Here is a 15,074-nt window from a genome sequence, read left to right as displayed (position 1 = left end):
ACACCGGTCAGCGCTTCCTTGCGCACCGGACGGCAACACCTTAGCCAGCGGATCCGGTCGCGCCGCAGCCTGCCCGGCCCGGCGTGGCGTCAGGACCGGGGCTTGCGCCGCTCGTAGCGCTTACCGGAATCGCGCTCCCGGCGCGGGCCACGGGTGAACGAACGCTGCCCCGGCGGGCCCTGATCGAGCTGCAACTGGATGAGCTGACCGCTGATCCTGGTGCGCCGCAACGCTTCCAGCGTCTCCTGCGGCAGATTCGCGGGCAGCTCGACCAGGCTGTGGTCGGGCCGGATGCTGATATGACCGAAATCGCTGCGCCGCAGGCCGCCCTCGTTGGCGATCGCGCCCACGATCGCGCCCGGCACCACCCGATGCCGCTTGCCGACGCTGATCCGGTAGGTGGCCAGCTCCGCGCCGGTGGCCCGATGCCGTCCGCCGGAACCGCCGGGACGTTCGTCGTCGAAGCGGCGCGGCGACCGTTCGCGCTGCGGCCGCTCCACCGGCTCCGGTTCCGGTTCCATGAAGAAGTTGTCGCCGTCGTAGGAACCGACGGCCAGCGCGGCCGCGATATCGACCAGCGGGATGTTGTGCTCGCGCTCGTACTCCTCGATCAACTTGCGGAACAGCGCGAGGTTGGCGGAGTTGAGGTTTTCGGTGATGGCGTCACCGAACTTCGACACTCGCTGGGCATTGACGTCGTCGACGCTGGGCAGCTGCATCTCGGTGAGCGGATGCCTGGTGGCGCGCTCGATGGCCTTGAGTAGATGCCGCTCGCGCGGGGCGACGAACAGCAGCGCCTCACCGGAGCGGCCCGCGCGGCCGGTGCGGCCGATGCGGTGCACATAGGACTCGGTGTCGTGCGGGATGTCGTAGTTGACCACATGCGAGATGCGTTCCACGTCGAGGCCGCGGGCGGCGACGTCGGTGGCGACGAGGATGTCGAGCGTGCCCGCCTTGAGCTGGCCGATGGTGCGCTCACGCTGGGCCTGCGCGATATCGCCGTTGATGGCGGCGGCGGAGAAACCACGGGCCCGCAGCTTCTCGGCCAGCTCCTCGGTGGCCTGCTTGGTGCGCACGAAGATGATCATCGCCTCGAACGACTCGACCTCGAGGATGCGGGTCAGTGCGTCGAGTTTGCGCTGATGCGACACCTGCACCCAGCGCTGGGTGATGTTGACATTGGTGGAGGTCTTGGCCTTGACGGTGATCTCGACCGGATCGTTGAGGTACTGCTTGGAGATCTTGCGGATCGCCGCGGGCATGGTGGCCGAGAACAGCGCGACCTGCTTGTCGGCCGGAGTGTCGGCGAGGATGCGCTCGACGTCCTCCTGGAAGCCCATCTTCAGCATCTCGTCGGCCTCGTCGAGCACCAGATATTGCAGCTGCGACAGGTCGAGCGTGCCCTTTTCCAGGTGATCGATCACGCGCCCGGGCGTGCCGACCACGACGTGCGCGCCGCGCCGCAGCCCCGACAGCTGCACGCCATAGCTCTGACCGCCGTAGATCGGCAGCACATGCAGGCCGGGGATGTGCGTGGCGTACCGGCCGAAGGCCTCGGCCACCTGGATGGCCAGTTCACGGGTGGGGGCGAGCACCAGCGCGCGTGGAGCCTTACCGCCGGCCTCCAGCCCCATCAGGATCGGGATGGCGAAGGCGGCGGTCTTGCCGGTGCCGGTCTGCGCCAGACCGACGACGTCGGCGCCGGAGAGCAGTGGCGGGATCGTCGCGGCCTGGATCGGCGACGGCGATTCGTAGCCGACATCGGCGATGGCCCGCAGAATGCGGTCATCGATGCCGAGATCGGCGAACGTGGGGTCGACAGGGCTGGTATCGCCGCCCGCGGCGGCGGATTCGTCGTCGCTGGAAACGCTGTCGACCTGATTTGTGCTCATTGAGCAGCAGTTTACTGCCTTGCGGTGGCTGTCCCGGCCACCGGGCCAATACGGTGAGACCTATGCAACCGCAGAACACGGCCGCGACCGCGGCGACCGGGTCCGGGCGCGTCGAGGTCGCGGTGGTCCAGTTCGCGCCATCGACCGAGCCTTCACAGAATCTGCATCAGCTGCGCGAGCACGTGCGCGCGGCCGCCGAGGCCGGGGCGCAGGTGGTGGTCGCGCCGGAGTATTCGATGTTCGCCGTCAGCAGGCTCGACCATCGGGTCGTAGCCGTCGCCGAGCCGCTGACCGGGCCGTTCGTCACCGGACTCGCCGCGATCGCCGCCGATTACCACGTGCATCTGGTGGCCGGTGTGGTCGAGACGACCACGCCGGGAGAGGGCCGCATCCACAACACACTGGTCGCACTCGGACCGGACGGGACGCTACTGACGCAGTACCGCAAGGTGCACCTCTACGACGCGTTCGGCCACCGTGAATCCGAGGTCGTGCGGCCGGGAGCCGTGACCGATCCCGCGACGTTCACCGTGGGCGAGCTCACCTTCGGTTTGCAGACCTGCTTCGATCTGCGCTTCCCCGAGGGCTGCCGCCGGGTGGCCGCGGCCGGCGCGCAGGCCCTGCTGCTGCCCGCCCAATGGATTCCCGGACCGGGCAAGGTCGAGCAGTGGACGACGTTGTTGCGCGCCCGCGCCATCGAGAACACCGTCTATGTCGCGGCCGCCGATCAGAGTGCGCACCGTGGCGCGGGATCATCGATGATCGTCGACCCGGCCGGCGTGGTCCTGGCCGCACTCGGCGAGGAACCGGGCGTGCTCGTCGCGACCGCCGACATCGCACGGGTGCACGAGGTGCGGCTGGCCAACCCCAGCCTGGACCTGCGGCGATTCGAGGTCGTCGAGCGCGTGTCGGAGTAGCGTTCGAAGTAATGGTGTACAGCGATCGTGCCGCCGCCGGTCGCGCGCTGGGTAAGAGATTGTCCTACCTGCACGCGTCGAATCCGCTGGTGCTCGGTCTGCCGCGGGGCGGGGTGCCGGTGGCCGCCGCGGTGCGCGAGGTGATCGGCGGCGATCTGGACATATTGCTGGTGCGCAAGCTGGGCGTGCCCTGGCAGCCCGAGCTCGCGGTCGGCGCCATCGGCGAGGACGGCGCCAAGGTGATCAATACCGACGTGCTGGCCCACACCGGGCTCACCCATGACCGGGTCGACGAGATCGAAGCCGTCGAGCGGGCCGAGCTCGAACGTCGCCGGGCCGTCTGGCGCGGCGACCGCGAGGCGCTCGAGGTGGGCGGACGCACCGTCGTCCTCGTCGACGACGGCATGGCCACCGGTGCCAGCATGCTGGTCGCCTGCCGGGTCGCGCGGCTGCGGATGCCGGACCAGATCGTGGTCGGGGTGCCGGTGGCCTCGGCCGAAGCCATGGACCGGGTCGCGCTCGAAGCCGACGACGTGGTCTGCCCGCTGGTCCCGCCCAGCCTCGGCGGTGTCGGCAATGCCTACCGCGATTTCCATCAACTCGCCGACCACGAAGTGACCGAGCTACTGCGCGCCGACGTCTAGCCCGAGAGCGTCACCGGACCGGGGATCTCACCAGTGGTCGGCGAAGGTGCGCCGCTGTGCGGCGGTGACCATCGGCCGCAGATGCCCGGTGAACTGTTCGGCGTCCACCGCGACGATGTCGACGCTGTTGCCGGTGCGCACCAGGTAGCGGCCGTCGTCGGTGAGATCCACCCAGCACAGCACCCCGAAAGGATCCAGTTCCTCGTTACGCCGCACCGACACCACGATCTGGCCGATGCCGTCGCGGCGCTGCCGCAGCAGGGTCCGGATCCTTGCCGGTTCGGTGGGCCCGGCGACGGGCATCGTCACGAGATTGCGGCTGTCCTCGATCACCCGCGACAGCGGTGCGTTGAGCCGGGGTCCGGTGCCCGCCGGGAAGCCGGGAAGCATCGACACCACCCGGCCGGGCAGTGATGTGGCGCCGCCGGCGATCACCGTCAGCTCGGCACCGCGGTCCGGTGCACTGCCCGGGCGCTGGGCGGCGACCACCGCGACATTGCCGCTGGCGGCGCCGAGCACCCGGACCGGCGTGGGCGCGCCGTCCTCACCGCTGCGTTCACCGAACACCTCGACGCACACGTCCGGCCGGGCCAGCACGCGCAGCGCGGCCTCCAGGTCGGCGTCGAGGGTGCGTTCACACCATTCGGTCAGCGCGGGCAGTTGCGCGGCGCGTTCGGCGGTGTCACGCGCGGACAGTCGCACGGCCAGCGGGTAGGGGATACGGTCGCCGTCGGTCCGGGACCAGGCCATGGCGAACTGGTCCGGGGTCATGCTCCAGTTCACTCGTGTTCGGTCCACTCACCGAGGACCGGCGGCGTGGTGGGGTCGAGCGAGCCGATCAGCTCACCGCCCGCACCACCCGGTTCGAGGAAGGTCAGTTCGTCGTCGACGTAGTGCAGGTCGTCGTCCTCGTCGTCGAATTCGTCGGTCTTGGCCGGCGCCTGCTTCGGCGGGACCGGGCCTTGGCCCGAGCGGGTGGTGTCGGCGGCGGCCAGCGCGCCGCCCATCAGCCCGCCCATGGCGCCGGCGCTCATGCCGGTGATGGCCTCGCTGCTCGAGCCGTGCGAATCCTGCCGCTTCTCTTCCCGTTTGCGCTGGTCGTCGCCGCTGGTGTTCGCGGGAACCGAGGCGGGGGCCGCGACGGATGCGGGGGAGGTGACAGCAGATGCCGGTGCCGTGGCCGGCATTGCCGCCGGGCGGTCGACCGGTGCCGCCGAGGCGACAGCGGTGGGTGCGGTGCTCGCGGCGGCCGGGGTGGTGGCGGGCGGCGCCTGCGGTGCTGCCTCCGGTGCCGCGACGAGCGGTGCGGCGGCGGTCGCGGGAATCGTCGGCGGGGCGGCGGCGCCCGGCTCCGTGGCCTCGGCCGCCGGCGCCGCCGGCTGCTGCCCCGCCTCGGGCTCGGGGACACCGATGACGGCACCGACCGCGGCCGGTTGCGTGACCGGCCTGTCCGCGGCGGTATCCGGGACCACGATCGACACCGGGCCCGGCCGCGCGGCTTCCGGAGCAGGATCGGCCGCGTTCCCGGCCACCGCGTCCGGGAACGCGGGGATTCCGGCACCGGTGGGGATGAACGCGCTGGTGTAGATGCTCTCCATCACCCGGACCACATCCTGGCGGGAGTTCTCGACGGACTTGGCCGCGGTGACGTTCTCGCTCGCGCGTGAAGGATCCAGCAGCGCCGCCGCCAGATCCGGCTCGGTCTCCGAGGGGCCGGGCACCGCGCCACGCAGCGCCTCGGCCGCATCACCTGCCTGCCCGAGCCGCTGCCCGACCACCGTCATCACATCGGCGAGCTGCCTGCCCAACTGTTCGAAATCGCGCACCGCCGCGGCGGCCTGCTGGGCGGCGGCGCCGCGCCAGCCGTCGGCGATGGCCGAACGAATCTCGGTGTGCGCCTGGTCGATCGCATCGGTCAGGCCGGTGGCGGTGTTCTGCCAGGTCTGCTGGCCTGCCAGCAGGGTGGCGGGGGCCAGCTGCTGCACGGCGGCATGGATCTGCTGGTGAGTGAGGTTGTCGAAGATCTCGACCGTCGACGCGTAGTCGGGGTCGACGCGCTGGTGAGCGCCGCGTTCGGCGGCGCGCGGCATATTACGCATCGGCGGCCACCTTCCTGGTGGCGGCGGCGACGGCGTCGTCGGTATCGCGGTAGGCCGCGGCGGCGGCGCGGAAGGTGTGCGCGAGGCCGCGCGCGGCGGCCGCGTAATCGCGCAGCTGCGCGATGGCGTCGCCGGCCTTGCCCTCGAATCCGCGGCGCAGTGCGTCACCGGAGGCGAAGCCACCGAAACCCGGCAGTGTGGTGGCAGCGGCGAGTTGCTGGATCTGGATGTCGACCTGATCGGCGAGCTGTTCGTAGCGCAGGGCGCATTGTTCGTGCGCCCCCTCGGCCACCAGGACACCGTCGATCCACAGATCTCCGTTGTCGATCGCGGTACCGAGTGCGGCGATATCGTTGCGCTGCACCTCGTCCCCCTTCTTCCCATCGAGCTGCCTGCGCAGCTGTCGGTCACGAGCGCCGTGCCAACCCCTTGACGACTCCCAGCGTCCACTCCGCGATGTCGGCAGCGACCCGCGCGTGCACCGGCTCGTGCAGCAGATCGTGCCCGGCGTCGGCGTACTCCCGCAAATCTACCGATTCGTGGCGCTCAGTCCATACCCGCATCGCCTCGACCGGGGCGCGGCGATCGTCGGCGCCGTGCACGGCCAGCACCGGAAGCCGCGGCGGCAGCGGCGTTCCCGCGGCCTCCGGCGCCCCGCCGCCGAGCGCGCGGCGCGGCACCCCGGACAGCACCAGTGCGGTCAGCGTGTCCGCGGGCAATGACGGGACCAGCGGATAGTCGGCGGCGACGGTGTCGGTGCCGCGGATCGCGTCCGGATCGGCGGACTCCGCCGGTGGGAAGGCCGCGCCGAGTGCGCCGAGCGCGGTGACCGCGCCGAGCGAATGGCCCATCAGGATCAGCGGTGTCTCGGGGACTTGCGCCTGGACCAGTTCGATCATCGGTACCGCGTCTGCCACCAGTTCCCGCAGGGTGCCCGGCTGTTCTGGATCGCCTTCGCTGAGTCCGTGTCCGGCCGTGTCCAACGCCCACATCTCGATGTTCGCGCCGCGCAGCACCCGCGCGAACCGGTGGTAATGCCCACTGTGCTGACCGATGCCCGGCAGCAGTACCAGCACCGCCACCCGGCCCTCGTCCGGCCACCGCCGATAATGCATCCGGCCGCGCGCGCCGTCGAAGTAACCCATCACCGCATCGTCGCAGAATTCTTGGGGCAGTTGGGGACTCACGTTCTGGTACTGGTGCGTAGTTTTGCGGGCTCGAATATGGGATCCGTCACAGCCGGGCGGGCGCGGGACGTCGACGTCGGCGGCGGTGGATTCGCCGTCGGAATCATCGAGCAGTCCGGTTACCGAACAGCTCGCAGCGCCCGCTCGGCGAGGTCCCGGACGCGGTCCCGGAGTTCGGGCGGCTCGTGTACCTGGAACTCCGCGCCGAGGGCGAGCAGGCGTTGGGCCAGCCATTCGGGGGAGTCGTCGCGCTCGCAGTCCATCCGGCAGGAGGTGGGGCCGACCTCGATCAGGTCGCCGGGATCGTCACCGAGCCGGCCGGCGACCCGGGCCAGTGGCGCCTCGATGGTGACGCGGACCCGCAGCATCGGCGTGCCCCAATCGGTGCGGCGGCCCGCGACATAGGCCGCCGGATCCTCGGCGGGCAGGGCGCGCGGGGTGAACCGGGCGCCGGTCGGGCGGACACGGTCGATCCGATCGACCCGGAATATCCGCCAGTCCTCGCGGTCGAGGTCATAGCCGACCAGATACCAGCGCCGCCGGGACGGTACCAGGCCCGCCGGTTCGGCGTGCCGGGTGGTGCGTGCCCCCGTGCCGTCGCGATAGTCGAAGCGCACCCGCTCGGTATTGGTCACCGCGACGGCCAGGGCGGTGAGGACGTCGGCGTCCACTCCCACTCCCGCACCCGACGGCACCATCAGCGCGGTCCCCAGCACCCGTACCCGGCGCCGCAATTTCGCGGGCAGGACCTGCTCGAGTTTGGCCAGTGCGCGCACCGAGGCCTCCTCGATGCCGATGACGGCCGACCCGGCGGCTGCGCGCAGCCCGACCGCCAGCGCCACGGCCTCGTCATTGTCGACCAGCAGCGGCGGCATGGCGGCACCGGCGACCAGCCGATAACCACCGGCCGCGCCCATCGTCGCCTCGACCGGATACCCCAGATCCCGCAGCCGCTCGATATCGCGGCGCACGGTACGTCCGGTGACGCCGAGCCGTGCGGCCAGTTCGCTGCCCGGCCATTCCCGTGGTGTCTGGAGCAGCGACAGCAGCCGCAGCAGGCGTTCCGGAGTGTCGTTCATATTTCCCGAGGATTCCCGATAACTAGGACCTGATCAGTCCTATATGACTCCTAGCGTAGTCCGCGGATCACCCCCGAGCTCACAGGAGAAACCGATGTTCCCGATTCGCCCCTTCCGGATCGACATCCCGCAGGCCGACCTCGACGACCTGCACGAGCGGCTGGCCCGTACCCGCTGGAGCGCCCACCGGTTGCCGGGGGAGGGCTGGGAGCGCGGGGTTCCGCTGGACTACCTGAAGGAGCTGGCCGAATACTGGCGCACCGGATTCGATTGGCGGGCCCATGAAGCAGCGTTGAACGAGTTCCCGCAGTTCATCACCGAGATCGACGGTCTCGATGTGCATTTCGTTCATGTGCGCTCGGCGGACCCGGAGGCGATTCCGCTGCTGCTGACCCATGGCTGGCCGAATTCGTTCGTCGAGTTCAGCAAGACCATCGGCCTGCTCGCCGACCCACGGGCGCACGGTCTCGACGACGCCGTGGCCTTCCATGTGGTGGTCCCGTCGGTGCCCGGCTTCGCCTTCTCGGCCCCGCCCGCCGAGCCCGGCATGAGTACCGCGCGGGTGGCCGCGATGTGGGTGACGCTGATGGAGCGGCTCGGTTACGACCGATACGGCGTCCAGGGCGGCGACCTCGGCGCCTATATCGCACCAGAGATGGCCATCGCGGCCCCGGATCGGGTGATCGGCGTGCACCTCGACGGCGGTATCGGCATGCCGACCGCCGCGGACGTCCCGGCCATGACCGACGACGAACGCTCCGAATGGGATCTGATGCAGCAGTGGATGACCGGCGTCGATCACCACGCGCTATTGCATGCGGCCCCGCAGACCTTCGCGCACGCCTGGACCGATTCGCCGGTCGGCCTGCTGGCCTGGATGGTGCAGAAGTTCCACGAGTTCTCGCCGCTGCCCGAGTACACCATCGACCGCGACCACCTGCTCACCGATATCGCGCTGTACTGGTTCACCGACACCGCGGGTACGTCGTCGTGGCCGATGTACAACGGTCTCGGTGACGGCGGGTTCGCGTGGCCGAAAGGTCAGCGGCTGGTGCCGACGGGGACCTACGGCGGCGGGTCGGCGTTGATGCGGCGGTTGGCGGAGCGGGACAACGACATCGTGCACTGGCCGGAGGGGAATCGGGGCAATCACTTCGTCGCGATGGAAGTTCCGACTGCGCACGCCGCAGACATCGGCAAGTTCTTCGGCAGTGTCCGGTCAGCAGGTGAGCGGAACGGTTGAGCGTACGATCGAAATCGCTGGCCGCGCAGCGGGTCTGACGAGCGGTCGGCAGACCCGTCCACGTGGGGGATGATCCACATTTGGTCGCGATGGATCTGCCGGATCAGCAGTGGTCCCCGCGCAGGCGGGGGTGTGGCGGCCGAGAGTAGTACGGGCCGCCCGGGTCGGACGGCCCGTTACGCTCAGCGCCCGCCCTGCACCTGAGTGCCGGCAGGAACCTGCGGCTTGGGCGGCGCGGTGGTCGCGGCAGGAGCGGGCGCCGGAGCGGGCTCGGGTGCGGGCGGCGCCACGGCTTCGCCGGAACCGGCATTGCCGGAATCGCCGGGTGCGGGCGCCGGGGCCGGGCCGGGAGCCGGTGCCGGGCTCTCGGCGGGCGGCGGCAGCTGCACCGGCTGCTCGGCCACGGAGAACGTGCCGACGGTGGGCATCATCACGCAGCGCGCGCCGGGGTAATCGATGGTGCCCCACATGGAGGCCAGCACCGTGCCCGGCCCGCTGTTGACGGTCTTGGCCAGCGCCGGGGTGCCGAGTTCGGTGCGCTCGTCGAGCATGTCGATGCCGCTGGCCCCGTTGTTGATGTTCACCCACGCCACCACCAGGCCCGAGGACAGCGGGACGCCGGAATGCGCGGGCGTGGCGTGGAACATGAGGGTGCCCGGCGCGCTGTTGAGGCCGACGTTGGCGCTGGGGCCGTTCGCCGTTCCCGCGCCGATGATCGTGGTGACCAGGCCGTTGACGCCGCAACCGAAGGTGGGCGCCGGATAGGCGAAGGGGGCGAAGGCGCCGTTGATCTCGCGCAGCTTCGCCACATCGACCAGCTCGGTGTAGTCGCGCAGCGCCCCGACACCCGCGGTCGCGGCCTTGTCGCCTTCGGCGCGGTCGGCGAGCGCGGTCAGTCCCTTCTCGACCGGGGTCGGCGCCGGATCGGCGGTGGCCGTCGCGGTGAACGTCAGGGCGGCGCCTACTCCCAGGCAAGCCGTGGCCGCGGTCACACGTGCGATGGTTCTGCCGTTCACTGACTCAACTCCCTCGATCCGAACCACGGGACGGCCCGCGTCCCGTGCAGCAACGTACCAGGGGTGGCAGCTGTCCGCCGGGGTTGCTCGCGGCGACGGCGCAGATCAGCCCATCAGAGCATCGGTACGCGTGTCGCCCGGTTGTGATCCACTCGACAATGCACGATCTCCAAGGGGTAGGTTGGTCCGGGAGATACGAGACACGCAGGGAGATGCGTATGAAACTAGCCCTTTCCCCCGACGACGTCGCCTTCCGCGACGAGCTGCGCACGTTCTATCGCAACGAGATCCCCGCCGACATCCGTGACCGGGTCAAATACGGCCACGAGCTGTCACGCGAGGACATCGTCACCGCGCATAAGATCCTCAACGACAACGGCCTGGCCGTGCCCAACTGGCCGGTGGCCTGGGGCGGCAAGGACTGGACGCCGATGCAGCGCCACATCTGGCAGGACGAGATGCAACTCGCCTGCGTGCCGGAGCCGCTGACGTTCAACGCCCAGATGGTGGGCCCGGTCATCGCCCACTTCGGTTCCGAAGAGCTCAAGCAGCGCTTCCTGCCGCCCACCGCCGCGCTCGATATCTGGTGGTGCCAGGGCTTCTCCGAACCCGATGCCGGCTCGGACCTGGCCTCGCTGCGCACCACCGCGGTGCGCGACGGCGATTCCTACATCGTCAACGGCCAGAAGATCTGGACCACGCTGGCCCAGTACGCGGACTGGATCTTCTGCCTGGTCCGCACCGACCCGAACGCGCCGAAGAAGCAGGCCGGTATCTCGTTCCTGCTCTTCGATGTGAAATCGCCCGGCGTCACCATCCGCCCGATCAAGCTGATCGACGGCGGCTACGAGGTGAACGAGGTCTTCTTCGAAAACGTCCGGGTGCCCGCCGATCAGCTGGTCGGTGAGGAGAACATGGGCTGGACCTACGCGAAGTTCCTGCTCGGCAACGAGCGCACCGGCATCACCGGCGTCGGCCGGACCAAGGTCAAGATCGGGGTGGCCAAGGAATACGCCGCCGCCACCCGGTCGGGGTCGGGCACTCTGCTCGACGATCCGCTGTTCGCCGCGCGGGTGGCCGAACTGGAGAACGAACTGCTGGCGCTGGAGCTGACGCAGCTGCGGGTGGTCTCCAACTCCTCGGACGGCAAGCCGAATCCGGCGTCGTCGGTGTTGAAGCTGCGTGGTTCGGAATTGCAGCAGGCGGCCACCGAGCTGCTGCTCGACATCGCCGGCCCGGACGCCCTTCCGGTCGGCGCGGACGACATCGCCTCGCCCGGCTGGGCCCAGCGCAGCGGCCCCGGCTACCTGAACTATCGCAAGACAACCATCTACGGAGGTTCGAGCGAGGTGCAGCGCACCATCATCGCCTCCACGATCCTCGGATTGTGAGGCGACACCATGGATTTCGATCTCACCGATGAACAGGTCATGCTGCGCGACACCGTCCGCGAACTGCTGGCCCGCACCTACGATGCCGAAACCCGGCTGAAGGTCACCGAGACCGAGCTCGGCTGGAGCCGCGATGTGTGGCGTCAGCTGGCCGAACTCGGGGTGCTCGGGTTGAGCTTCTCCGAGGAGGACGGCGGCATGGGCGCCGGTCCGGTGGAGACCATGCTGGTCCTCGAGGAAGTCGGGCGCAGGCTCGCGCCCGAACCGATCCTGGACGCGGTGCTCGTACCGGGTGGGCTGGTGGCCGCGGCGGGTACGGCCGACCAGCGGCAGCGGATCCTGCCGGGGCTGGCCGCCGGTGACAAGCTGCTCGCCTTCGCGCATGCCGAACCGGGTATCCGCTGGCCCTCGGCGGAGATCACCACGCGCGCGGTGCCGCAGGGCGACGCCTATGTGCTCGCGGGTGTGAAGAACCCGGTCGCACACGCTGATTGCGCGGACGAGTTCGTGGTCAGCGCGGCCCTGCCGGACGGTGGTGTCGGCCTGTTCCTGGTCGCCGCCGACGCCAAGGGTGTCAACCGCACCCCGTACGCCACCGTCGACGGGCAGCGCGGCGCCCAGCTCGAATTCGATTCCAGCCCGGCGGAACTGCTCGGCGACAACGCCGATTCCTCCGCCGCGGTGCGGTCGGTGCTCGCGCAGGCTCAGGCCGGTCTGTGCGCCGAATCCATCGGCGCCATGGAGGAGGCGCTGCGGCTGACCACCGAATACCTGAAGACGCGCAAGCAGTTCGGGGTCACCCTGTCGAAGTTCCAGACGCTGACCCAGCGCGCGGCCAATATGTATGTGTCGCTGGAGTTGGCGCGCAGCATGAGCCTCTACCTCACCGCGTCGCTGGCCGACGGCAAGGACGACGCCGTCACGGTCTCGCGGGCCCGGTTGCAGGTGGGCCGATCCGCGCGCCACGTCGGTCAGGAGGCCATCCAGATGCACGGCGGCATCGGTGTCACGGCCGAATACCCGGTGGGCCACTACGTTGCCCGCCTCACCGCCATCGAGCGCACGCTCGGCGGTGGGCTCGAGCACCTCAATGTGCTCGCGTCGCAGGTGGGTAACTACGAGTTGCCGGAACTGTAAGTAGTCGCACGGTAGAACGGCCCCGGTGCGCTCACCGGGGCCGTTCGCTGTTTCACGGTGAAGGTGGACGCTGATACTCCCGTGCCGGGTGCCGGGTGCCGGGTGCCGGGTGCCGGGCCGGATGCCGGACGTCGGGTGCCCGGCCGGCGCCGGATGCAGCTCGGGATGCCGGGTGCCGGGCCGGGTGCCGGATGGCGGGCCGCGTGCCGGATGCGGCCTGAGCGGTCGTGATGCCCGGTGACCGGAGGACGGCTACCGGGTCGACTCAGTTCTCGCCGGGCCGCGTCGGCGCGACGTGCGGCGCACGCGGAGTCGGCTGCGGGTATCCCGATTCGGGTAGGTCCGGCAGTTCGGTGAAGGCGGGCCGGGTCGTCGGCCGGATGAACGTCGTCGTCTCCGGGTCGGGGCTTTCCCGATCCGCGCCGTCCGGCTCGTAGGTCGGCAGCGGGCGGGTGGTCCGGGCCGGGCGCGTGGTGGGGGTGCTGGTGGGTTCCCAGTCCTCGGTGGTGGCCGGCGGCTCCGTCGTCGTGGTGCGCTGGGCGCGCGGCCGGCGGGTAGTGGTCTCCGAGTCCTCGTCGACGCTGTCGGTGGAATCCTCGTCGGGGATCTCGGTGGCCCAGTGCGCGGGCAGGGTGCGGCGCGGGCCGGGATCGGGGGCGATCTTCCAGGTGGGCGAGGGCGGAATGATCACCTTCGACGCGGTGATGGTGGTGCCCTCGACGACCGGCGCCGGGGCATGCGACCCGGAACGGATCGGTGGTGGCGCGACGTAGGTGTCCTCGCTGCCGACGCCGCAGGCGCCGATGAGGACCAGACCGAGGGACACGGCACCGGCGGCCGCCACGGGACCGACGATTTTCGCCCTGTTGCTCTCCATCGGTGACGCTCCTGGGTAAGTACGAGTCGCGCTCACCCTAGACGAGCCCCGCTGTCCCGGCCAGATGGTGGTCGGCGTTATCCGCATGTGCCGGTGGCTGATCGGCTACCACGAACCGGCTCTGAAACATTGTTAGGTCAGATAACGAAGTGGTCACCTCGGCGTGTCGCGCAGCCGGGTGCGGCAGGATTCATTCGTTGTGGTCGTAGCGTATGTGATGCAAGTTACGCGTGAGACGCCTGAAACCTGGATGAGAGCGCATCGAGCGGTTGGCGCGCACGGAATTACTCAGAACGGCGTCATCGAGGAGTAGATGATGGGAGCTTCTTCGACCACCCCCCTGTCCGCCGCGGCCGCACCGGCCACGGCGCCGTCGCCGGATCTCGGCGACGCACCCGCACGTGCCGTACCCGCCGTCGTATCGCGGGTGCTGGCCTGGGTGTTCTTCATCGGTGGGCTCGTCGGTGCGATTCTCGGCATCGCGGGTCTGCACGTCGAAATCACCGTCGCCGGGCTCATTCTGGCCTGCACCACCGGCCTGATCCTGCTCAAACTGCGGGCCGACGCGGCCGGCTCCGCGGCCGCGAGCTGACCGGCGAGCCCGCCGAAAAGCGCGGGCACGCACCAGGCTTCGTTCTCTAGCCTGGATCCATGGAGATCGAGACCACTGGCGATGCCGTCCGATTCCGCGATCGGGCCGCCGCGGTGCTGCGCGAGGATCCCTTGCGGCACACGGTGATCGCCACGACCGTCAACAACATCGCCTCCGGGCTGGACAGCCCGCCGGTGCCGCCGGTGTTCGTCACCGCACGCAACGGCGGCGCCACCGGCATCGCCATGCGGGCCGGCCGTCGTGATATCTACCTCGGCGCGCTCTCGCCGGATGTCATCGCCGCCGTCGCGGACACCTTCGCCGCCACCGCACCGGATGCCGGTGGAGTGGAAGGCCCGACCGCCGTCGCCGAAGCCTTCGCCGAGCACTGGTGCGCGGCGCAGGGTGGCGACCCGGTTCCCGCCTTCGACACCACGCTGTACCGGCTGGGTGATCTCATCGCACCCTCCGTGCCCGGCTCCGCCAGGCAAGCCACCGAAGCGGATCTGGACCTGTGCATGTCGTGGATGACGGCCATGCGCGTCGAGACCGGCATCCCGGCCGGCGCCCCGTCGGCCGACGCGCTGCGCGCACGGATCCGCGCGGGCTCGTGGTGGTTGTGGGAAGACGGCGGCGCACCCGTGAGTCTCGTCGCCCGCCAGCTGCCGTCGTTCGGCTGGTCGCGCATCGGGCCCGTGTTCACTCCGCCGATCGCCCGTGGCAAGGGATACGCGAGTGCGCTCACCGCGCACGTCTCGCGGGTGGTGCTGGCCGAATCCGTCGATGTGTGCCTGTTCGCCGACACCGCCAACGACCTCACCAATCGGCTCTACCGCAGGCTGGGTTTCCGGCCGGTCGGCGACTACACCGCGTTCCGGTTCGCCAGCGCCGGATCCGCTGAGCGGTGAGCGGTTCGGAGGCGTCCGCTCGGCGTCGTTTCCGGTGACGATCCGTTCGGCGTCGCGGCGGCGGCCGGACCGGCTCGGGCCGCTGGTGCTTC

15 protein-coding genes are annotated in these 15,074 nt (G+C 70.1%); 7 read left to right on the top strand and 8 right to left on the bottom strand.

Translation table 11 applies throughout. The features are described 5' to 3' along the window. Positions 1 to 89 precede the first annotated feature (89 nt). Positions 90 to 1,892: a DEAD/DEAH box helicase gene (locus AC4HOU_RS17325; protein WP_163809311.1), complete on the bottom strand. Its 1,803-nt coding sequence runs from the start codon at positions 1,890 to 1,892 to the stop codon at positions 90 to 92. A gap of 62 nt (positions 1,893 to 1,954) precedes the next feature. On the opposite strand from AC4HOU_RS17325, the gene AC4HOU_RS17320 reads away from it, so the two are divergent. Further along, a complete protein-coding gene (locus AC4HOU_RS17320) occupies positions 1,955 to 2,809 on the top strand; it encodes a carbon-nitrogen hydrolase family protein (RefSeq protein ID WP_163809313.1) in 855 nt (284 codons plus the stop codon). Positions 2,810 to 2,820: 11 nt separating this feature from the next. Next, positions 2,821 to 3,453, top strand: a complete 633-nt coding sequence (locus AC4HOU_RS17315) for a phosphoribosyltransferase (RefSeq protein ID WP_163809315.1) — start codon at positions 2,821 to 2,823, stop codon at positions 3,451 to 3,453. A gap of 27 nt (positions 3,454 to 3,480) precedes the next feature. Here AC4HOU_RS17315 and AC4HOU_RS17310 read toward each other — a convergent pair whose 3' ends face one another. The 5 genes from AC4HOU_RS17310 to AC4HOU_RS17290 form a co-directional block, all read right to left on the bottom strand. Further along, positions 3,481 to 4,224 (bottom strand): ESX secretion-associated protein EspG, encoded by a 744-nt coding sequence (locus tag AC4HOU_RS17310; protein WP_163809317.1) that lies wholly within the window; start codon positions 4,222 to 4,224, stop codon positions 3,481 to 3,483. Positions 4,225 to 4,232: 8 nt separating this feature from the next. After that, positions 4,233 to 5,552: a PPE domain-containing protein gene (locus AC4HOU_RS17305; protein WP_490724755.1), complete on the bottom strand. Its 1,320-nt coding sequence runs from the start codon at positions 5,550 to 5,552 to the stop codon at positions 4,233 to 4,235. Next, positions 5,545 to 5,916 (bottom strand): hypothetical protein, encoded by a 372-nt coding sequence (locus tag AC4HOU_RS17300; RefSeq protein WP_163809321.1) that lies wholly within the window; start codon positions 5,914 to 5,916, stop codon positions 5,545 to 5,547. Before AC4HOU_RS17300 ends, AC4HOU_RS17305 begins: the two co-directional genes overlap by 8 nt. 43 nt (positions 5,917 to 5,959) lie before the next feature. Continuing rightward, positions 5,960 to 6,697, bottom strand: coding sequence for an alpha/beta hydrolase (locus tag AC4HOU_RS17295; protein WP_490724754.1), 738 nt, complete (start codon positions 6,695 to 6,697; stop codon positions 5,960 to 5,962). 161 nt (positions 6,698 to 6,858) lie between these two features. Further along, positions 6,859 to 7,818 carry a helix-turn-helix transcriptional regulator gene (locus tag AC4HOU_RS17290; RefSeq protein WP_490724753.1) on the bottom strand — a complete coding sequence of 320 codons (960 nt, stop codon included), beginning with the start codon at positions 7,816 to 7,818 and terminating at the stop codon, positions 6,859 to 6,861. A gap of 94 nt (positions 7,819 to 7,912) precedes the next feature. Between AC4HOU_RS17290 and AC4HOU_RS17285 the strand changes: the two genes are divergently transcribed. Then, entirely contained in the window at positions 7,913 to 9,061 is a 1,149-nt protein-coding gene (locus tag AC4HOU_RS17285) for an epoxide hydrolase family protein (protein WP_194990220.1), read from the top strand. A 182-nt stretch (positions 9,062 to 9,243) separates the two neighbouring features. Here AC4HOU_RS17285 and AC4HOU_RS17280 read toward each other — a convergent pair whose 3' ends face one another. Further along, the gene (locus AC4HOU_RS17280; RefSeq protein ID WP_228816007.1) at positions 9,244 to 10,053 is read right to left on the bottom strand and encodes a hypothetical protein; all 810 of its coding nucleotides are present in this window, start codon (positions 10,051 to 10,053) and stop codon (positions 9,244 to 9,246) included. Between the two features lie 242 nt (positions 10,054 to 10,295). Between AC4HOU_RS17280 and AC4HOU_RS17275 the strand changes: the two genes are divergently transcribed. Further along, a complete protein-coding gene (locus AC4HOU_RS17275; protein WP_014352622.1) occupies positions 10,296 to 11,468 on the top strand; it encodes an acyl-CoA dehydrogenase family protein in 1,173 nt (390 codons plus the stop codon). Positions 11,469 to 11,477: 9 nt separating this feature from the next. After that, entirely contained in the window at positions 11,478 to 12,605 is a 1,128-nt protein-coding gene (locus AC4HOU_RS17270) for an acyl-CoA dehydrogenase family protein (RefSeq protein ID WP_194990222.1), read from the top strand. A 265-nt stretch (positions 12,606 to 12,870) separates the two neighbouring features. Here the strand turns inward: AC4HOU_RS17270 and AC4HOU_RS17265 are convergent, their stop codons facing one another. Beyond that, a complete protein-coding gene (locus AC4HOU_RS17265; RefSeq protein ID WP_195019926.1) occupies positions 12,871 to 13,482 on the bottom strand; it encodes a hypothetical protein in 612 nt (203 codons plus the stop codon). A 316-nt stretch (positions 13,483 to 13,798) separates the two neighbouring features. On the opposite strand from AC4HOU_RS17265, the gene AC4HOU_RS17260 reads away from it, so the two are divergent. Both AC4HOU_RS17260 and AC4HOU_RS17255 read left to right on the top strand, forming a co-directional pair. After that, complete coding sequence (locus AC4HOU_RS17260) at positions 13,799 to 14,074, top strand: hypothetical protein (RefSeq protein ID WP_163809114.1); 276 nt, start codon at positions 13,799 to 13,801, stop codon at positions 14,072 to 14,074. 59 nt (positions 14,075 to 14,133) lie between these two features. Further along, positions 14,134 to 14,982 carry a GNAT family N-acetyltransferase gene (locus AC4HOU_RS17255; protein ID WP_194990224.1) on the top strand — a complete coding sequence of 283 codons (849 nt, stop codon included), beginning with the start codon at positions 14,134 to 14,136 and terminating at the stop codon, positions 14,980 to 14,982. The last annotated feature ends 92 nt before the right edge of the window (positions 14,983 to 15,074 follow it).

The organism is Nocardia sp. JCM 38205 (assembly GCF_058222935.1).
This window is presented reverse-complemented; position numbering and strand designations above follow the sequence as displayed.